Below are 19,878 nucleotides of genomic sequence, written 5' to 3' on the forward strand. Positions count from 1 at the left end.
ATAGTCAAAAGCTTACATGGAAGCAAAGAAAGTCAGAAGTACCTTTATAGAATTTTTCCAATCTAAACAGCATCAATTTGTTCCTTCTTCTCCAATAGTTGTCAAGAACGATCCCACCTTGATGTTTACCAATGCAGGGATGAATCAATTCAAAGATTTTTTTCTCGGCAACGATATCGCCAAAGTCACTCGTGTAGCTAACAGTCAAAAGTGCCTGAGGGTTTCGGGGAAGCATAATGACCTGGAGGAAGTTGGGGTAGATACTTATCATCACACCATGTTCGAAATGCTAGGAAACTGGTCATTTGGAGATTATTTTAAGAAAGAGGCCATTGAGTGGGCTTGGGAACTTTTAACAGATGTTTACAAGCTACCAAAAGATAGACTTTACGTGTCTGTTTTTGGAGGAGATGATAAAGATGGTTTAGATAAAGACATGGAAGCTTTTGAGCTTTGGAAAAATATAGTTTCGGAAGACAGGATCATTTTTGGTTCAAAAAAGGATAATTTTTGGGAAATGGGTGACACAGGTCCATGTGGTCCTTGTTCTGAAATTCATATTGACCTTAGGTCAGAAGAAGAAAGGATAGCTTTGAGTGGTTTTGATCTAGTAAACAATGACCATCCACAAGTAATAGAAATTTGGAACCTCGTATTCATGCAATTCAATAGACTGAGTGATGGTTCTTTGAAGGAGTTACCAGCCAAGCATGTGGACACAGGGATGGGTTTTGAGCGATTGGTAAGGGCTATTCAGCAGAAGTCCTCCAATTATGATACAGATGTATTCATGCCATTTATCAATTTCTTAGAAGGCAAGTCTGGTAAAAAGTATGGTCATAATGAAAAAACTGATATTGCCATGCGTGTCATTGTAGATCACATCAGGGCAATTTCATTCACAATAGCAGATGGACAACTGCCTTCAAATAATAAGGCTGGATATGTCATCAGGAGAATTCTAAGAAGAGCAGTTCGCTATGGATACACTTTCTTAGGCTTCCAGAAACCATTTATGTATGAAATGCTACCGATGCTAGCTGAAAGTTTTGGAGATATTTTTCCAGAAGTTGTAGCTCAGCAGGATTTTATTGCTAGAGTTGTTGAAGAAGAGGAAGCTTCATTTTTGAGAACATTAGACAATGGCTTGAAAATTCTTGATCAAATTATAAATGAACTTCAAGCTTCAGGTGATCAGATGATTGATGGAAAGACTGCTTTTGAGCTGTATGATACTTTTGGTTTCCCACTGGATCTTACTTCATTGATTGCTAGAGAAAATGGGCTTTCTGTGGATGAAAATGGTTTTGCCGATGAAATGGAAAAGCAAAAATCCAGATCAAGAGCAGCCGCAGAACAAGAAACAGGAGATTGGGTCATGGTCAGAGATGACGAGGGAGTGGAGTTTGTAGGTTATGATAACTTAACCGTACAAAGTAAAATCATAAAATATCGTCAGATCAAAGATAAGAAAGGAAATAGATTCCAGCTTGTACTTGATCGTACTCCTTTCTATGCAGAAAGTGGTGGTCAAGTAGGAGATACTGGTTTTTTGATTTCTTCATCAGAGAAAATCAAGGTCTTAGATACCAAAAAAGAAAATGATCTGATAGTGCATTTTGTAGATAAATTGGCATCAGATCCAATGGTACAATTTTTGGCTGAGGTAAATGCTGGAAAGCGAAAGCTTACGATGAATAACCATACCGCAACCCATCTTTTGCAATCAGCGCTTAAGGAAGTTCTTGGAGATCATGTGCAGCAAAAAGGTTCTTTGGTGAATGATGAATTATTGCGTTTTGATTTTTCACATTTCGCTAAATTGACTGAGGATGAACTCGCTAAAGTCGAAGCAATAGTCAATACCAAAATCAGAGAAAATATTCAACTTTCCGAAGAAAGAAATGTGCCAATAGAAGAAGCAAAGACAAAAGGTGCAACAGCACTTTTTGGAGAGAAATATGGAGATTTTGTGAGGGTTATCACTTTCGATCCAGATTTTTCGGTTGAGCTTTGTGGAGGTACCCATGTAAAGTCCACTGGTGCAATAGGTCTATTTAAGATCGTATCAGAAGGCTCTATTTCTTCTGGAGTGAGAAGGATTGAAGCGATTACTGCCGAAGCAGCTGAAACTTTCCTTAACAGTCAATTGACATTGGTTAAAGAAATCCAAGAATTACTCAAAGCACCAAAAGATCTGAAAAAGGCAATTGAATCTTTGATCCAAGAAAGAAATGACTTGAGGAAAGAAATCGAAATACTGCATGGCAAGCAAGCCGGAGCTTTGAAGGATGATCTTTTAAAACAAGTGGATTCTGCAGATGATTTAAATAAACTGTTTGTAAAGGTGAATTTACCTACTGCTGAAGCTTTGAAGAAAATAGCCTTTGAACTTAAAAACGAAGTCCCAAATTTAATAGCAGTGATAGCAGCTGAGATTGAAGGTAAACCTCAGATTGCTGTTATAATAAGTGAAAACTTGGTTTCAACCCAAAGGCTTAATGCGGGACAAGCTATCCGAGAATTGGCAAAAGAGATTCAAGGAGGGGGAGGAGGTCAGCCTTTCTTCGCGACAGCAGGAGGTAAGAATCTTGCTGGATTAGATGCTGTCGTAGCCAAAGCTAAAACCATGTTTGGGTAAAATACAGCATTTAAATTACCTCCAATTTGGTTTTAGATGATTTCTGAGCCATTTTTGGACACTTCATTAGATTATATTCAAACCTAGATAAGAATTAATGATGCTTTCAGCTGATATAAAAAATAAATACGAGTTAGTAGTAGGTCTTGAGGTGCATGCACAGTTATTGACAAAAAGTAAAATGTATGCATCAGATTCTACAGAATTCGGGAATTTGCCAAATACACACATTTCTGTCCTTACGCTAGGTCACCCTGGTACGCTTCCAAAAGTCAATAAAAAAGCTGTGGAATTTGCTGTAAAGATGGGTTTTGCTTGTAATTCTGAAATTACAAGAAAGAATATTTTTGCAAGAAAGAATTATTTCTATCCAGATCTTCCAAAAGGATATCAGATTACCCAAGACAAGGGACCAATCTGTGTTGGAGGAGAAGTTCCTTTGACATTACCGGATGGTACTAAAAAATCAGTCACATTGACTAGAATCCACATGGAAGAGGATGCAGGTAAATCCATGCACCTGGCTGGGGAAGTGGATACCCTAGTGGATTACAATAGAGCTGGAGTGCCATTAATTGAAATTGTGTCTGAGCCAGACATCAGGTCATCTGAAGAAGCATATGCTTTTTTGGTGGAGATCAAGAAATTGGTAAGATACTTAGATATCTGTGATGGAAATATGGAAGAGGGTTCATTAAGATGTGATGCCAATATTTCGGTGAGGTTGTATGACGAATCAGAATATGGAAAAAAAGTAGAGGTCAAAAATATGAACTCTTTTAGAAACGTAGCTAGAGCCATAGAGCACGAGTTTGAAAGACAAATACTTTTGATCGAAAAAGGAGTAGAAATAGTATCTGAAACAAGGACTTTTGATGCTACGACCGGAACTACTGCTAGTATGCGTACCAAGGAAGACCTAAATGATTATAGGTATTTTCCAGAACCTGACCTCAGCCCAGTAGTTGTGTCTGAAGAGTGGCTAGAATCTGTCAGAAAAGACATGCCAGCACTACCTAGAGAGCTTCATGCTAAGTTTGTCAATGAATATGGCCTCCCTGAATACGATGCAGGAGTACTCACGGATTCCAAAGAGATCGCATTGTTTTTCAATGATCTCTGTGAGGCTACAGCCAACTACAAGGCAGCTTCCAACTGGATGATGGGACCTGTGAAATCTTATTTGAATGAATTGACTTTGCATATTTCCGACTTCCCTATTCAACCCAAAAGATTAGCAGATCTAATATCGATTATTGATGATGGGAAAATCAACTTTTCTGTTGCTTCTCAAAAGGTATATCCTGAGATGCTCAAAAATAGTGAGAAAACTCCGCTTGAAATAGCTCAAGAATTGAATCTAATTCAAGATAGTGATGAAGGTAGTTTAAGACCTATTGTTGAAGCTGTTTTGTTAGAAAACGGGCCTAAAGTAGAAGAGTATAGGTCTGGTAAAAAAGGCTTAATGGGAATGTTTATGGGACAAGTGATGAAAAAGTCTCAAGGTAAAGCAGACCCTAAAGTTGCAACAAAAATATTGACTGAACTTCTTGAAAATTAACAAAATATGAAAACATTCAAGCACTTAATAATAGTCATAGTTGCCATCTTGATATATGCTTGTGGTGAATCGGAAAGAGTATTTGATGGAAAAGTAAAAGTATCTGGTAAAATCAGTAATGCTGGATCTGGAAGCCTAGTTCTAATGAAGCTTGAGGAGAGATCAGAAGAGGTGGGTAAAATAGAATTAGGAGGAAATGGGAGTTTCGAATATGTACTCTCTTTGGATGGACCAGGTTTTTATGAATTAAATATTCTGGATAAAAAAATGGTCAGACTGGCTCTCTATGATCAAGATGTTATCATCAATTATGATCTAGATGATGAAAGTAGTCTTGTGATTGAAGGATCTGAGGATTCTCAGTATATGCAGAAAGTCGACAAATTGACGGAGGATTACCAGGCAGAAATCAACAATCTAAATACTGCTTACTTTGAAGCCATGACCAATAAGGATCAAGATGCAATCAAGGAAATACAGAATCAGGCAATGAATCTAGAAGGTGACCATGCAGTGAAGGTAAAAGCCGTAATAGACGATATGAAGGGAAGTTTTGCAGCTTTGGCTGCGCTAGGCATGATCAATGAAAAGAATGATTTCCTTTATATCGACGAATTAGTCAAGAATCTGAATGAAAAATACCCTAATACTAAAATGATAACCACCTTGATGGCTCAATTGGATGATATGCGGGTATTGTCTATAGGCCAAGTAGCACCAGAGATCTCATTGCCAAATCCAGAAGGTGAGTTGGTTAATCTTTCAGATTTAAGAGGTAATTATGTATTAATCGATTTCTGGGCAGCATGGTGTAGACCATGTAGAGAAGAAAACCCAAATGTGGTAAGGCTTTACAATAAGTATAATCAAAAAGGTTTTGAGGTTTTTGGAGTTTCTTTAGATAGAACTAAAGATGCCTGGGTAAAAGCTATTGAAGATGATCAGTTGACATGGACGCATGTTTCGGATTTACAATACTTCAATTCAGCAGCGGCTGCGATTTATCAGATTAATGCAATACCAGCTACATATCTTCTTGATCCTGAGGGTAAAATAATAGCAAAAGACTTAAGAGGAGCTAGCTTAGAAAATAAACTAAAAGAGCTATTTGATTAAGTTAAAACAAATAAAATTATCAAGCCACTTACCGCAAGGAGGTGGCTTTTTTTATTCAAAAAAAATATTTTATCTTAATGGGATATAGCTAGTATTTATTATTGAGTTTTTCGCATACATTTGCGCGAGAAATTCGTTTTCTGTATGCATAAAGTAATTTCAAAATAAATAATTGATTTATTATTTATGGAATGCTTTTTGAAAGCTAGAGGACAATCTCAAAAGGAACAAACTAAAATCTATAATTCCAAACATGAAAAAAAGAACCCTTCAATCACCTTTGAACAGATTGGTATTTATTGCACTGTTCGGCTTATTAGCCATGGGAGCTTGTAAAAGCAAGAAAAAAGTAGTTGCTGAACCAGCACCTCCTGCTCCAGTAGAGAAAGTAGAACCAGCACCTGCTCCAGCACCTGCACAGCCTTCAGCAGAAGAAGTCGCTGTAGGGAAGTTGGAAAATTATTTTAGCAGCATCGCTAACTCTACCAATGTTCAAGCTGCCAATAGCACAATTCAAGAAGCTTTGAGCATGTTTTCAAATCAAGAAACTCCAGTATTGATTGTGATCTATGAAGAAAGTGGTATCAAAGATTACGATGAGCCTACTACCATCGTTAAATACTTGAACTATCTCAAAGACACCAAGAAAAACCTAAACTTCATCAGCGATATCAGGTTAGATGCCAATGGTAGAGTATCTGAATTGGAACTTCGTCGCAAATAATCACTCAATCGATAATAATTAAACCATGAAAAAATACATTTCCCTATTCCTATTCATGTTTGTGGCTAGCGCGACCATCTCTATGGCGCAGTCAGATAACATCAGCCCAGCAAGAAAGCAAGCCATCGATTCTTTGGCTTTGGAAAAAGTAAAGGATTTAAGTAAATACATCTCTATCATCGGTAGCAAAGAGACACAATTCTCTGAAGCTAACAGAGTAATGGATAGAGCAGAAGAATTATTCGCTCCAGATGCTGAAATGGGTGTTTCTTCTTTGAACAGAAAAGAGATTGCTTACTACAAAGTGAGAAGATATTTCGAAAGATTGATGGCTTTGAACTATGATAGAGTAAACATCACTTGGTATGATATTCATTATATTTCTGATTTGGAAAGACAGCCGGATGGCAGATATGTAGGTGTGATCACTGTGTATCAAAGATTTGAAGGTACTTCTCTTGAAAGTGGCTTGAACTACAGAGATACTACAAAGAAAGACATCACGATCTATGTTGAGAAAAAACAAACTCAGATTGCAGGTAGAACGATAGAGTTCTGGGATGTGATGTTGGGTGACATCAGAGTGACTGAAACTTCAGCATGAGAAAATTAGCAGTAATAATCATCTTATTTATTACATCAATTGAGTTGGCACCGGGGCAGGGTTTATACAGCCCCGGTTCCCCTCAAGATGATGGGAGATTTGTCGCTTCAACCAAACAGGTGAATCAATTTTTTAGAAGATTCAATGGAGAAGAAAGTGCTGATGGCACGAAACGTTATTATGAAGACGACTCCAATTACAGAAATAGAGAACTAAGAGGTAAATTTATTAGCATCCTTTTTGATAATGAAACTTCAGGGATTCAAAACAATCTTAAGACTGAATTCATGAAAGAGGTGCTTTCTGAGCCATTACCTCAATATTTAGCCTTCCATAGAGGTGAATGGTTTGCAGAAGTTGCCACCACTTTTATTTATAAAGGAAAAAAAGAAAATGTAACCTTATTCATGAAGCTTCAGCCTGAGGGCTTAGGCTATGAATGGGTAGTTGATAGAGTGAGTTTCGCTCCATTTAAGAATTTATTCAAAAAACCACAAGGTGATCAGAAGTCTTTCCTACATCCAATGAGTCATGAAATTGGATTTATGAATCTGAGAAAGGCTTTTCAGGATAATAAACTGCCTGAGGCTTATACACCTAAAGAATACGAGCCGGATTATTTGACCTTGTTTTTATACGAAGTCAAAAATGGCAATTTGAAATTTGATAATATTTCAGATGTCAAATTCCATTTCTTTCAAATCAACGACTGGTATTTTGAACTGAATCAGTTCAATAGACCAGGATTTAATACAGGTTGGCTAATTAGCAATTTGATTAAGCTAAAGCCAGGGGATAAAGAAGTTGTTCAAAAATTTATATATGACCAGAACTAGGTTAACATATCTTTTTTTTGCCGTTTTTCTTCTAAATGGCTCTGTTGCGCAAGCTCAACAGGCTCTTGGCGACTATACCAAGCAGGAAATCAAGGATCTCAGCCAAAAAGTTGAAGATCAAGTAGCTTTCTTAGAGTACTTTTTCAATACAGTGGGAAGTAAGGATACTCCTGCTAGAGATAAAGATGTGATCATAAGAGAAAGTTATAAGAAAATTTTTAGAGACCACTTGGTACAAGTCGAAGACGATTTGTTGTTGGATAGAAAAGTCATTACCAATAAGGACATTACTGCATATTTGAAAGATATCGAGTTTTTCTTTAAGGATGCGTCTTTTAAATTTAAGGTTAGAGAAGTAAAACCGTTTTTGAGAGACAATGGGGAATTGTCTTTTGTTGTTTCCTTGGATAGAACATTGACAGCAACAGGTTTAAATAAAGAAAAAATTACCAATACTAAAGAACGATTCATTGAGGTCAATGTAGACAAAAAGTCCAATGAATTGAAAATTGCTAGTATTTACACTACTAAATTGAGTAGGGATGAAGAGCTGTTGGAGTGGTGGAAGCGATTGTCGTTTACTTGGGAAAACTACTTCCGTAAAAAAGTTGGTTTAGCTGAAACTGACTCTGTTACTATAGAGCATTTATACAAAATTAGTTCAATTGATTCCATCAATCTTTCTGGAAATCAGTTTGTATTGGACTTAGAACCGATTGAAGTACTAAGAGATCTTAAGTTCTTGGATATTAGTAATACGAAAATTGAAGAGTTAAACCCAATTAGTAATATCACTTTCTTATCTTATTTGAATATTGCTAATACTCCAACCAAAGATATCCAATTTATCAAATATTCAGATAGATTGACCCATCTGAATATATCCAATACCGAGATAAGCGATATCAGTGAATTAGGGAATTTGAAAGAACTTTCAATATTAAGGGCACAAAATACACCGATCACAAGTTTTGCAGTTCTCAATTCATTTTCTGCTTTGAGAACACTCGATTTGAAGGGAAGTGGGTTCAATAATTTAGAAAATATTCAAGAACTTAATCAGTTAGTATCTCTTGATATTAGTTCTAATTATCTGATCAATTTTGAACTGCTTTCAAACTTGGTAGGCCTAGAGAATATTAACCTTCAAGAAACAAACATTGTTGATTTGACACCATTGAAGGAATTAAAAAAGCTCAAAGTTGTCAACATCAATCAAACGGAAGTCTCTGATATCAATGCCCTTGATGCCATGCCATCACTACAACGAATCTATGCAGATAGGACACGTATAGAAGAGTGGGTTGCAGATGAATTTTCTAGAAGAAATAGAAGGGTATTGATGATTCATCATGTGGAGAATCTTCAGACTTGGTGGGACGGCTTGTCTCAGCCTTGGAAAGAGGTTTTTATCAAGATCAATCCAAATCTCAATAGGGCTGAACCAAGTATAGAAGAATTATCTACACTAGTTGGTATGGATTCTCTGGATTTATCTGGAAGTGGAGTAATCAATCTCGGACCAGTTTTGAAGTTCAAAAAAATCAATTATTTATCATTTGATGACACAGAAGTTGTGGACTTGTCCCCATTAGCAGACATCAAGACCCTGGTAAGAATCACAGGTCGTAATGCAGATGTCACTACACTACAACCTTTGGTCAATCTTCCAAATGTGGAGATACTCGATTTTAGAAACAACCCTATTAACTCTATTAGTGCGTTAACAGCTGTCAAGTCACTGAAATATCTCAATGTAGACAACTCCAATGTTGGGCATAAAGAAGTTGTTTTGTTACTTGAACAAAACCCTTCATTGAAAATAATATTTAGGACTGAGGAATTGCTTGACTGGTGGGATAATATGGATGATACATGGAAGTCTTTGATTAAAAAATATTTCAATGTAACAGAAGATCCTAACTTCGAAGAACTTCATCTTTGGACTTCAAGCAAGTCACTGAGTATAGAAAGGGAATCTGTTTCTAATTTCAGGAATTTGAAAGCTTTTATTAATTTGAGGAGTCTGAAGATAGTAGATGTACCTGCTATGGATTATTCAGCCTTGAATGAAATGCTTTTGCTCGATTCCTTGACCATCAATCAGGCTCCTATTTCTGACCTCAATGACGTTTCTCAACTCGTCAACTTAACCTATATGGATCTTTCAAATACAGGTGTTGAAGACTTGAGGCCTTTATCCTCACTTAGAAATCTAGTTACTTTGTTGATTTCAGGTACAACCATCAAAAATCTAAGAGGTCTAGAGTCACTTTACTCTTTAGAAGAATTAGACATTGCAAGTACGAATGTCAGGTCATTGAAACCCGTTCAAGGTCTTACTAATCTAAGTAAGTTGAGTTGTTTTAATACAAGAATTAACAAAAGAGCAGTAGATAATTTTAGAAAGCTGAATCCTGAGTGTGATGTGAGATATTATTAATAATAAAAAGATAAAGGGCTTGAAATTCAAGCCCTTTATCTTTTGATCACCTGCTCTAAACTTTCTCTAAGAATAGCTCCCATATTTTTACAACTTAAGAATTTCTCATTTTGATAGTGTTTGGCGAGGTCTTTTTTGAGATGGTCAATATTTTCAGGAGTGGAGATTTTATCCTGTTCCATGCTTTTCAGAATATCTTCAATTTCTTTTGAAGAAGATTTGAGTCTATTGGCTATCAAGGCTCGCTCTTCCCGCTGATATTGTACCATGGACTCAGACGTGATATGCTTGATGCCCAACTGTATCAGAGCATTGTTTTCTTTGAAATACTGAGGGAGGTAAATGGACTTTTTACCTTCATAGGATTGCTGGTCAAAGTCAATCGCTCTGATTCTATAATGTGTTTCTTCAAAATCAGGAGTGACGTCAATCACGAAGTTTGACGAGTGCATATCACCCAGAAGCCTGACAAAACACCTTTCATTAAACTTCACAAACTCCTTGGCCAATCGGATAGGGTTGAGCAAACTGTCATGGATATGCTGTTTCATAAACATCTCCCCAGGAATACCAGCGATATGCTCTTCTATTAGCGTATTTTCATGCACGAGATATGAAATTCTATTTGGCGAGAGGAGATGTTCTAACTCTAACCCATATACCCTAGATGCATCTGCATTTTTGACATAGAAGTAATCGAAGTTATCATTGATTCTATTGACAATCCTTACCCTGAAAGGCTGTGTATTGCCGTAAACACACAAATCTATGCGATCTACATAGAGGTGTTTCATGACAGAAATATCACCTTCAGCTTTAAGGATTGCATAGATTTTTTTGACATTGTAATGGATTTCTTCCCTATCAGATTCATTGAAAAATACAGTTTCCCACAGCGTATCATTACCCTTGAAATCATACAGTGGGATAGAACTGCTATAACGAAGTAGGTCCCAATAATGAATTGGGAATCCAGCCTCTCTACCGTATTTAATTAAGTAGCTTCTGAGTTTTTCGCTGATGGGAAATACAAGCTTTTTTTTACTGATCAATGCCATCGTCTATCTATTAGGAATCGATCAGTTCTTTTTCTTTTTTCTTCAGATTTCTATCAAAAATAAATGGACCAAATGGTAATACGGCGGCCACTAAACCCAAAAATGTCTTGCTGAAACTCCAATCAAGTTTTTTTGCTGTGGGAAAAATTACATAAATATAAATGACAAAAAGCATTCCATGTACCCAGCCTACTATTTTGACTGCCATAGGCATATCAAAAACGTACTTTAGAGGCATAGCTATAAAAAGCAGTAGTAAAAATGACAGTCCTTCGATGATACTGATTTTTCTAAAACGCTTGAGCCACTTGATTTGATTTTCCTTTATAGACATGAAGATTTTATTAAGATTTGATACCAAATAATACTTGTAGTTTGCTCCAGAGTGATTTTTTTAGGCTGACTTTACCATTGATGTCCTTAAGGTCGTCAGCAAAGAGGTATTCCACACCTTCATCATTTAGGATTTCGTAATCGTGTTGTTTTTTATTAGAAAGTTCATGATTCAGTTTTCCAAAAACCAAAATTTTGCTTGGATTAAGTGTTTCAATTGACTTAAGTGAAACTTCTTCTACGGATTCAGAAGCAGTTAAGGCAATATCCTTTAGCGAACAACCAACAGCGCCTAGGATTTTGAACAAAAACTCTCGCAATTCAGGTTCTAAATGACTACCCTGATAGATGACCATGATGGCTTTCCCAAAATTTCCTTCAAAAATCAAATCATCTTCTGGCTTCTGCGGCGTATTTACTTCAAATTCAGGTTCAGAAGAGTCGTTGAATAATTTACTGATTAATTTAGGAACCTCTTCTTTGACTACCACCAACTCTGAATCTAGAAAAAGACTAAAATGCTCCAAGTTCATGTTTTCCATGTGGCTAAATTGCTCAAAAATTATGGCTCAAACAAACAAATCCTTTGCCCTTAGTATAAAAAAAAGGCTTGAAATAATCTTCCAAGCCTTTTTTATTAATAAACATTTAATCTTCTTTTTTGCTATCAAAGTCAAATATTGATCTCAATTCAACTGCATCTTTTGGGTCCATCCTCTTTGCCAAAACAAGCCTTAGCTGCCTTCTTCTCAATGCACCTTCGTACAATTCGATTTCATCAGCTGTAACAGGCTCTACCTCTGGAACCTCTATGGGTCTTCCTCCTTGATCTACTGCTACGAATGTAAAAAATGCTCTATGTGTCGTGATTTTCTTATTGGCAGGAATGTCCTCTGCAAAGACCTCGATGAATACTTCCATTGAAGAGTTGAAGGCTCGTGTCACTTGTGCTTTTAAAGTTACCACATTTCCCAAAGCGATAGGGTGCTTGAAAGAAATGCTATCTGCTGATGCAGTGACTACGATTCTATTGGAGTGCTTTTGTGCAGCAATAGCTGCCACTACATCCATCCAATGCATCAATTTTCCCCCCATGAGGTTGTTCAAAGTATTGGTATCATTGGGTAATACCATCTCGGTCATGATGACTTCTGATTGCTTGGCTAGTTTCTTTCTTGTCATAAAAATTATATTTTTTACAAAAATACAGAATAAATTATCTATTTGAAAATTTAATACTCTTTGAATCCATATAATATTTTGCTGATTTATTTTGTTCTCCAGCCTTCTACTCCTAGTAAAGGTACAAAAGCGAAATTATCGAACTCTTCTTGAATAATTTGTTTTTCAGTTTTTTTGGTCAACTTCATCATTTTCTGTGTATTTCGATCACCTACTGGGATTACTAGAATACCACCTACTTTGAGTTGCTTCAAAAGTGAATTGGGAACTACAGGAGCGCCAGCTGTTACGATTATTTTGTCAAATGGTGCTTGTGCTGGAATTCCCTGTGAGCCATCACCAAGATAGAAATTGATAGGGATACCAAGTTTGGTTAAAAACTTCTTTGTTCTATCATACAGTTTCTTCTGGTACTCTATGCTGTAGACTATTCCTCCCATCAAATGAAGTATGCTGGCTTGGTAGCCGGACCCAGTGCCAATTTCGAGAATCTTGTCTCCCGGATTGATTTCCAATAGTTCGGTTTGGAAAGCCACTGTGTAGGGCTGGGATATGGTCTGTCCCTCGCCGATTGGGAAGGCTTTGTCTTCGTAAGCATGGGAATCTAAAGCAGTATCGAAAAAAAAATGACGTGGTAAAGTATTGATGGCTTCTAGTACTGCTTCATTTTTGATTCCCTTGGATCTAAGGAGAGTTACTAAAGCTTTACGTTGGCCTTTGTGTCTATAGGTATCGTCAAGTCTAAGCATGAATACGGAAAAAGATTTTATTAGAAACTTTAATTGAGACTGCTAAGTTAAGCTTTAAAATGGCTTAATTTGAACCATTGATCAATTGCTGTTTGAGATTACCTGAATCTTTGATATTTAAATTTTAATAAGAAATGTTTACCGGAATCATAGAAACCCTCGGAACTATCAAAAATATAGAACAAGAAGGAACCAATATTCACTTTGATTTAGAATCATCAATCACTACTGAATTGAAAATAGATCAATCCGTGTCTCACAATGGAGTTTGTCTGACAGTAGTAGCCATAGAAGGTTCCATTTATAGAGTGACAGCGATAGATGAAACGCTCAAAAAAACGAGTTTGAAAAATTGGGCAATTGGAAAAAAGGTAAATATTGAAAGATGCATGCCTGCCAATGGAAGGTTTGATGGTCATATCGTTCAGGGGCATGTAGACCAAGTAGGTAGGGTAGAGGCCATCTCTGAGCAGGGTGGATCTTGGATTTTTGATTTCTCTTTTGACGCCAATTCAGGAAATGTCACGGTAGAAAAAGGCTCGATAACAATCAATGGAACGAGTCTGACCTGTTTCAATTCAAAAAATGGACGTTTTTCTGTCGCCATCATCCCTTATACCTATGAATTCACCAACTTCCATCAGCTTCAAGTAGGCGATGATGTGAATCTAGAATTTGATATAATAGGGAAATATATTCAGAGGATAATTAGAGGCTATGAAGCTTGACGGACTGAATGCTTACTCAATTTATATATAGCTTTACTAATATTCCAAGCCACTATAGCAGATAATAACCCAACAATCCCACCTGCAATAACATCGGCGGGGTAGTGTACGCCTAAGTAAATTCTGGTATAGGAAAAGAAAGCAGCCCAGAGGAAAAGCCATTTGATATGTTTATATTTTTGACCTAGGGTCAAAAATAGGATCATAGCAATGCCAAAACTATTGGCTGCATGTGAAGATGCAAATCCATAAAGTCCGCCACATTTTCCATAATTGTGGACTATTCCGTCCCAATTTGGATCATGGCAAGGTCGCAATCGTTCAAAAAACGGTTTCATAAATCCCGAAGTAAATTGATCAGCAAATAGAATAGTCAATCCTATTCCAATGAAAACCCACCAAGATGATTTTCCATAGATTCTAATCACCAAGTAACTCAAAAACAAATATAAGGGAATCCAAGGCCATGTTTGGGTCAGTTGAAACATTACTGGGTCTAGCTGATCATGATGAAAGCTATTCAAATAAATGAATAAGCCTTCATCCCAAGCTTTGATTGTATCAATCATCTTTTTGGTTTTAAACCCACTTGATATCTTTTTTTAGCAATGCAAGTGTTTTTGCTTCCTCAGAACCCTGTTCTGGTTGATGCATATATTGCCAATTGGCTACAGGTGGCATACTCATCAGTATACTTTCTGTTCTGCCATTGGTATCCAATCCAAACTTCGTTCCCGCATCCCAGACTAGGTTAAATTCCACATACCGCCCTCTTCTCAAAGCTTGCCATTGCTTTTCTTTCTCTCCGTAAGTCAGTTTACTGTTTTTATTCATAAAGTATCTGTAGACTTTGGGGAATAAATATCCGATGGCTTTTGCAAATTCAAAAATTTGAGTCATCTCTGAGTCATCTTTTGAACTCAATCTATCAAAGAAGATTCCGCCTATCCCACGGGTTTCATTTCTATGTTTGATAAAGAAGTAATCATCCGCCCATTTTTTGAATTTTGGGTAATAGTCAGGGTTAAACTGATCACAGGTATCTTTTATAGCTTGGTGAAAATACTTGGCATCCTCTTCATCCACATAATGTGGCGTCAAATCTATACCTCCGCCAAACCAATTGACCCCATTACTCATCTCAAAATACCGGATATTCATGTGGATAATAGGAACCATAGGACTTTCAGGGTGAATCACAATAGATACACCTGTTGCAAAAAAATCTGCTTGATCTAGCTGAAGCTTTTGAAGAATTTTTTCAGGTGTTGGACCTTCTACAGCTGAGAATGCCACGCCACCTTTGGCAATGATATTTCCATCTTGAATGATTCTAGTTCGGCCACCTCCGCCTTCTGCACGTGTCCATTGGTCTTCTATGAATTTTGCTTTGCCATCTTCAATTTCTAGCTCGCTACAAATATGATCTTGTATTTGCTTGAAGGCTTCAGCAATTTGATTTTTGTCTATCATTTTTCTATTTCAATCTTCTACTTCCAAAGCTTCCAGAATATCTGCTAAATCATCAAAGTCTTTCAACCCAGGTTTGATTTCGTGTCCACCTTGCAAACAAATCCCTTTTATACCAGTATCTTTAATTATTTCTTCTACAGTATCAGGCTCTAGCCCAAAACCCAAAAGCACTTCACAATTATTTGATAATTCTTTGATTTTTTGAATTACAGAATCTTTCAATTCAAGTGATAAACTATGTAAGTGTATAGCCACTTCAAAATCCTTATAGGAGTCTGCTTTTGCAATAATTTCGTCTATTTCTGATTCTTCATTAAGCGTTACTTTTAGAATCAATCCGTAGCCAGAGTTGACCAACATTTTTAAATGAATTTCCTCTTGAATTTCTATAAATTTGATTCCACTATACTCTTGAATAGTACTAAGAATGGTGTCTGGATGAGCAGTTTCAAATTCAGCCACGAATTCTAAGCCAGAAAGCCAGTCTGTTATTTCTTTGAATTTTTCAGGAGATATAAAATCTTCATGATTTTGTTCCAAGTTAAACCCCATAAGATTGACGTACATTCCAGCACAATACCTGGCATCACTTAAATTGTTGATATTGCTTATTTTGACAAAAGTTTTGAGAGACATGCTTAATTATTTTGTTTTTCTGACTGCTAAGGTAAAAGATTTCGATCGAAAAATGTATTTTTAGCCCATTGTACCTATTAGTATGCTTAGAAAATACACTTTAATTTTAAACCTTTCGATAGTCCTTGTACTTGGATGCAGAGAAGTCGAGGATCCTACTAGAGATCTTGGTTATGATTTCCAACCTTTAGAAGTTGGTAATTTTTGGGAGTATGCCGTGGAAGAGACTATTGTATTTGGTGAGAATGATTCAGAAACAAGCAATTTTTTCATTAGAGATAAAGTAGACTATACGTATAGAAACGAGGAAGGAGAAATCGTCTATGTGATTTTACGCGAAAAAGGGATTAGCCGTAGTAATTATATTAGTGAAGGTAATTATGCACTTTTCATTAGAAATAATGCTTTGGTGCGAATGCAAAATAATGAAAGGGTAGTGATGTTGGCATTTCCTCCAAGGCTAGGAAGATCATGGGATGGTCGTGTGTATTCGAGTAATCAGTCAGAACAGTTTGAAATTGACTTGCTTGGTGGTTATACCTTAGAAGATAGGAATTACACACAAGCGGCAAGGGTTTTGCAAGAAGAAGATGATGATTTGATTACTTTTAGAGATAAGCGTTATGATGTTTATGTGAAGGGAATAGGTCAGGTTGAACATTATTATGAAGTATTGACTTATTGTTCTAGGAATGACTGTTTAGGACAGCAATTAGTCGACTCGGGTAGGAAGACCCACATGAAGATTATTAACTATGGAAGGAATTAGACTTGTAATTGTTTTTTTATTTGTATTGGTTTTAGGTTCAGTACAAGGACAGAGCAAGTACGCCATTCATTATAAATATAAGCCTCAGAGTACTTACAGTTTAGATAGGCCACAGGAATTTTTAACCGTCAAGGCAATAGAACGAAGAGAGAGGTATGCGATTCCTTTAGACTCGATGGATCTTCCAGTCTCAGAAAAGTACATAGAAGAAATATCTGAATTGACTGAAAGCATCCTATACCATATAAGTTGGTTCAATGCATCATTGGTAGTAGCTACAGAAACACAGATTGAAGAAATTGAGGCTTTAGATTTTGTAGATAAAGTAGTATATGCTGCGCCAATAATTGGAAATGGAGCAAGGTTAATACAGAAAATTAAAAAAGGTTTCAATCTTAAATTAAATCTAAAAAACGCAAAGACAACCTCAAATGTATATGATTTTCAGAATGGGCTCTTAGGATTCCAAGAAATGCACGAACTTGGGTTTAAGGGGGAGGGAATAACTATTGCAGTTTTTGATGCAGGATTCCCAGATGTGAACAATATCGCTGCTTTTAGTCATTTATTTGAAAATCAAAGGGTTATTGGAGGAAAGGACTTTGTGGATTTAAATAATCAAAATATATTTTTTAAAAATCAGCATGGAATGAATGTGCTTTCTGTAATTGCCTCAAATAAACCTGGGGAGCTTGTCGCGGGAGCGCCAAATGCAAATTATATCCTCTGTATTACTGAAGATACTTCCAGTGAATATAGAATTGAAGAGTATAATTGGGTTAAGGCTGCTACATATGCAGATAGTCTTGGTGTGGATATTATCAATTCCTCTTTGGGGTATTTTGACTTTGATGATTCAGCAATGGATTACAATATATTGGATTTAAATGGTCAGACAGCAATAATAACATTGGGAGCAAATATAGCTCAAGGTAAGGGGATTTTAGTGGTAACCAGTGCTGGAAACTATGGAAGTTTAGGTGAATCTACCATCACTGCGCCAGCAGATGCACAAGGAATTTTGTCTATTGGAGCAGTCAATAGTTCATTGGAAAGAGCTGGGTTTAGTTCTAGAGGACCTACTTCTGATGGAAGGATAAAGCCTGAATTGAGTACTTTGGGTCAAGGGGTTTACATCTATGTACGTCCCAATATCAGTGTTTCTCAGTCCAGTGGTACATCTTTTTCTGCTCCTCAAATAACTGCATTAGCGGCAGGGCTATGGCAGGCAAAACGAGAATGGACAAAGGATGAATTAATTGATGCATTGATCCAAAGCGGTTCTCAGTATGACTCACCCAATAATGAATTAGGTTATGGAATCCCCAATTTTTCAAGGGCATATTTTGGAGAAGTTTTGAGTATTGAAAATTCAGAGTCAGAAATTAAATGGAAAGTATTTCCTAACCCACTAGAAGGGTCTATTATAAACGTTGAATTCGGAAATAGTTTAGAGGCTTCATTCCTTTTGATAAATTCAACAGGAAGTATACTTCTCTCTGGAGAAATTAATAGGAAGTCTAGCCATAATCCATTTGAAATTACAGCACCCAACCTGCCAGTTGGAGTATATGTGCTTGAGGTAAGAGATGCTACTATAGTCAGAAGGATAAAATTGATAAAAAAATAGGGGGCTATAATCTTTTTTATTTCCTTTGCAGCAAATAAAATTTTGCTCAAAATGTCCGTAAAAATAGCTCCTTCCATCTTAGCATCTGATTTTGCTAATCTTCAAAAAGAAATAGAGATGCTCAATGCATCGGAAACTGACTACATTCATGTGGATATCATGGATGGGGTATTTGTTCCAAATATTTCCTTTGGTTTACCTGTAACTGAGGCTGTCAATCGACACGCGAAAAAACCTCTAGATGTTCATTTAATGATTGTCAATCCTGATCAATATCTTGAAGCATTTAAAAATGCAGGTGCGGCAATTATTTCTGTCCACTATGAAGCATGCACGCATCTTCACAGGACTTTGCAAGCTATCAAACAACTTGGATGTAAAGCGGGGGTTGCTCTCAATCCACATACCTCTGTAGAATTATTGAAAGATGTGATCAATGATATTGATTTGGTTTGTATCATGTCTGTCAACCCAGGATTTGGAGGGCAAAAGTTTATAGATAATACCTATGCTAAAGTGAAAAGATTGAAAGAAATTATTTTTGAGCATGGAGCCACAACTGAAATAGAAATAGACGGAGGGGTAAATAAAGATAATGCACCAATGTTGAGGGCTGCTGGAGCTGATGTATTGGTTGCTGGAAGTTTTGTGTTTAACTCATCTGACCCTATACAGACGATCAAAGCATTGAAATCCATTGAATAATATTTTGTTTTGAAATTGCCTTCGGTCAGAAATATTTGCCTTTTAACAATTATTGTGGTTCAGTTTTTGTACATTTCCTTGTGAAAATGCGTTTTAAACGTTTTATTGTAAATTAATTTTATTAAAAAAACTAAATTTAAACTATTGTCATGATGAAAAGAGTGTTTGTACTAGCCTTCTTGATGTTGGGATTGATGAGTGTTCAGGTGAATGCTCAGGACGAGTCAGAAGAAGTGACTGAAGAGGAAATGATGAAATTTGCTTCTATGGAGGCACAGTTTGCGAAGTTTATAGCCAAAAAGCAAGCTGAAATGGAAGATATGATCAAAACGAACGAGGTGATCGAAGGAGGAGGTGCAAGATACAATGAAATCAAAGCAGCTTGGGGAAATGAACAGAAAATGGCTGAAATTGAAGTGACTGAAGAAGAAAAAACTGAATATCAGAGGATACAGGATTTTATTGCTTCTATTGGAGATGATGCTAGACAATATAAAACTGATTTGATCATGGATCAGGAAGTATTAGGGGCGGCTACTTATAATAAAGTTAATAAAGCAATGAAGGAAGATCCTGAAGTTAAAGAAAAAGTTGATTCCCTGATTGCTGAACTGAAAGCTAAAGCTGACGAGGAAACAGTTACTGAGGATGATGAAACAACTGAGACAGTTTAATTTCATACATTTAAAA

At 36.5% G+C, this 19,878-nt stretch carries 20 protein-coding genes; 12 read left to right on the forward strand and 8 right to left on the reverse strand.

Annotated features, from left to right (window positions below; genetic code table 11):
- The first annotated feature begins 16 nt into the window (after window positions 1-16).
- The 7 genes from alaS (at window position 17) to CHB66_RS07805 (ending at window position 9,925) form a co-directional block, all read left to right on the forward strand.
- Window positions 17-2,641 (forward strand): alanine--tRNA ligase, encoded by a 2,625-nt coding sequence (gene alaS, locus CHB66_RS07775; protein ID WP_089239680.1) that lies wholly within the window; start codon window positions 17-19, stop codon window positions 2,639-2,641.
- Window positions 2,642-2,741: 100 nt separating this feature from the next.
- Window positions 2,742-4,202 (forward strand): Asp-tRNA(Asn)/Glu-tRNA(Gln) amidotransferase subunit GatB, encoded by a 1,461-nt coding sequence (gatB, locus tag CHB66_RS07780; RefSeq protein ID WP_089239860.1) that lies wholly within the window; start codon window positions 2,742-2,744, stop codon window positions 4,200-4,202.
- A 6-nt stretch (window positions 4,203-4,208) separates the two neighbouring features.
- A complete protein-coding gene (locus CHB66_RS07785; RefSeq protein ID WP_089239682.1) occupies window positions 4,209-5,318 on the forward strand; it encodes a peroxiredoxin family protein in 1,110 nt (369 codons plus the stop codon).
- A gap of 253 nt (window positions 5,319-5,571) precedes the next feature.
- On the forward strand, window positions 5,572-6,042 hold the full coding sequence (locus CHB66_RS07790; protein WP_076501988.1) for a nucleoid-structuring protein H-NS: 471 nt from the start codon (window positions 5,572-5,574) through the stop codon (window positions 6,040-6,042).
- A 25-nt stretch (window positions 6,043-6,067) separates the two neighbouring features.
- The gene (locus tag CHB66_RS07795; RefSeq protein ID WP_076501989.1) at window positions 6,068-6,646 is read left to right on the forward strand and encodes a hypothetical protein; all 579 of its coding nucleotides are present in this window, start codon (window positions 6,068-6,070) and stop codon (window positions 6,644-6,646) included.
- Complete coding sequence (locus CHB66_RS07800; protein WP_089239684.1) at window positions 6,643-7,482, forward strand: hypothetical protein; 840 nt, start codon at window positions 6,643-6,645, stop codon at window positions 7,480-7,482. The genes CHB66_RS07795 and CHB66_RS07800 overlap by 4 nt, the downstream gene beginning before the upstream one ends.
- Window positions 7,469-9,925, forward strand: a complete 2,457-nt coding sequence (locus CHB66_RS07805; RefSeq protein ID WP_089239862.1) for a leucine-rich repeat domain-containing protein — start codon at window positions 7,469-7,471, stop codon at window positions 9,923-9,925. The genes CHB66_RS07800 and CHB66_RS07805 overlap by 14 nt, the downstream gene beginning before the upstream one ends.
- 35 nt (window positions 9,926-9,960) lie before the next feature.
- On the opposite strand, the gene CHB66_RS07810 is transcribed toward CHB66_RS07805, so the two are convergent.
- The 5 genes from CHB66_RS07810 to CHB66_RS07830 all read right to left on the reverse strand — a co-directional run bounded on the left by CHB66_RS07810 (window position 9,961) and on the right by CHB66_RS07830 (window position 13,247).
- A complete protein-coding gene (locus tag CHB66_RS07810; RefSeq protein WP_089239686.1) occupies window positions 9,961-10,983 on the reverse strand; it encodes a hypothetical protein in 1,023 nt (340 codons plus the stop codon).
- 10 nt (window positions 10,984-10,993) lie between these two features.
- Window positions 10,994-11,317: a DUF3817 domain-containing protein gene (locus CHB66_RS07815; RefSeq protein ID WP_089239688.1), complete on the reverse strand. Its 324-nt coding sequence runs from the start codon at window positions 11,315-11,317 to the stop codon at window positions 10,994-10,996.
- 10 nt (window positions 11,318-11,327) lie between these two features.
- On the reverse strand, window positions 11,328-11,858 hold the full coding sequence (locus CHB66_RS07820; protein WP_089239691.1) for a hypothetical protein: 531 nt from the start codon (window positions 11,856-11,858) through the stop codon (window positions 11,328-11,330).
- Between the two features lie 106 nt (window positions 11,859-11,964).
- Window positions 11,965-12,498 carry an acyl-CoA thioesterase gene (locus CHB66_RS07825; RefSeq protein WP_089239693.1) on the reverse strand — a complete coding sequence of 178 codons (534 nt, stop codon included), beginning with the start codon at window positions 12,496-12,498 and terminating at the stop codon, window positions 11,965-11,967.
- Between the two features lie 86 nt (window positions 12,499-12,584).
- Entirely contained in the window at window positions 12,585-13,247 is a 663-nt protein-coding gene (locus tag CHB66_RS07830; RefSeq protein WP_089239695.1) for a protein-L-isoaspartate(D-aspartate) O-methyltransferase, read from the reverse strand.
- A gap of 134 nt (window positions 13,248-13,381) precedes the next feature.
- On the opposite strand from CHB66_RS07830, the gene CHB66_RS07835 reads away from it, so the two are divergent.
- Window positions 13,382-13,975, forward strand: coding sequence for a riboflavin synthase (locus CHB66_RS07835; RefSeq protein WP_089239697.1), 594 nt, complete (start codon window positions 13,382-13,384; stop codon window positions 13,973-13,975).
- Here CHB66_RS07835 and CHB66_RS07840 read toward each other — a convergent pair.
- Genes CHB66_RS07840 through CHB66_RS07850 form a run of 3 tightly spaced genes read right to left on the reverse strand, consistent with a single transcriptional unit; the run spans window position 13,963 to window position 16,084 of the window.
- The gene (locus tag CHB66_RS07840) at window positions 13,963-14,544 is read right to left on the reverse strand and encodes a phosphatase PAP2 family protein (RefSeq protein WP_089239699.1); all 582 of its coding nucleotides are present in this window, start codon (window positions 14,542-14,544) and stop codon (window positions 13,963-13,965) included. The genes CHB66_RS07835 and CHB66_RS07840 overlap by 13 nt on opposite strands.
- 10 nt (window positions 14,545-14,554) lie before the next feature.
- Entirely contained in the window at window positions 14,555-15,448 is an 894-nt protein-coding gene (gene hemF / locus CHB66_RS07845; RefSeq protein WP_089239701.1) for an oxygen-dependent coproporphyrinogen oxidase, read from the reverse strand.
- A 9-nt stretch (window positions 15,449-15,457) separates the two neighbouring features.
- A complete protein-coding gene (locus CHB66_RS07850) occupies window positions 15,458-16,084 on the reverse strand; it encodes a beta/alpha barrel domain-containing protein (protein ID WP_089239704.1) in 627 nt (208 codons plus the stop codon).
- 82 nt (window positions 16,085-16,166) lie between these two features.
- On the opposite strand from CHB66_RS07850, the gene CHB66_RS07855 reads away from it, so the two are divergent.
- The 4 genes from CHB66_RS07855 to CHB66_RS07870 all read left to right on the forward strand — a co-directional run bounded on the left by CHB66_RS07855 (window position 16,167) and on the right by CHB66_RS07870 (window position 19,862).
- Window positions 16,167-16,853: a hypothetical protein gene (locus CHB66_RS07855; protein WP_089239706.1), complete on the forward strand. Its 687-nt coding sequence runs from the start codon at window positions 16,167-16,169 to the stop codon at window positions 16,851-16,853.
- Window positions 16,840-18,483, forward strand: a complete 1,644-nt coding sequence (locus CHB66_RS07860; RefSeq protein ID WP_089239708.1) for a S8 family serine peptidase — start codon at window positions 16,840-16,842, stop codon at window positions 18,481-18,483. The genes CHB66_RS07855 and CHB66_RS07860 overlap by 14 nt, the downstream gene beginning before the upstream one ends.
- Before the next feature lie 51 nt (window positions 18,484-18,534).
- Complete coding sequence (rpe, locus tag CHB66_RS07865) at window positions 18,535-19,188, forward strand: ribulose-phosphate 3-epimerase (RefSeq protein WP_089239710.1); 654 nt, start codon at window positions 18,535-18,537, stop codon at window positions 19,186-19,188.
- Window positions 19,189-19,340: 152 nt separating this feature from the next.
- Window positions 19,341-19,862: a hypothetical protein gene (locus tag CHB66_RS07870; RefSeq protein ID WP_089239712.1), complete on the forward strand. Its 522-nt coding sequence runs from the start codon at window positions 19,341-19,343 to the stop codon at window positions 19,860-19,862.
- Window positions 19,863-19,878: the final 16 nt, after the last annotated feature.

Source organism: Belliella buryatensis (genome assembly GCF_900188245.1).
GTDB lineage: Bacteria > Bacteroidota > Bacteroidia > Cytophagales > Cyclobacteriaceae > Belliella > Belliella buryatensis.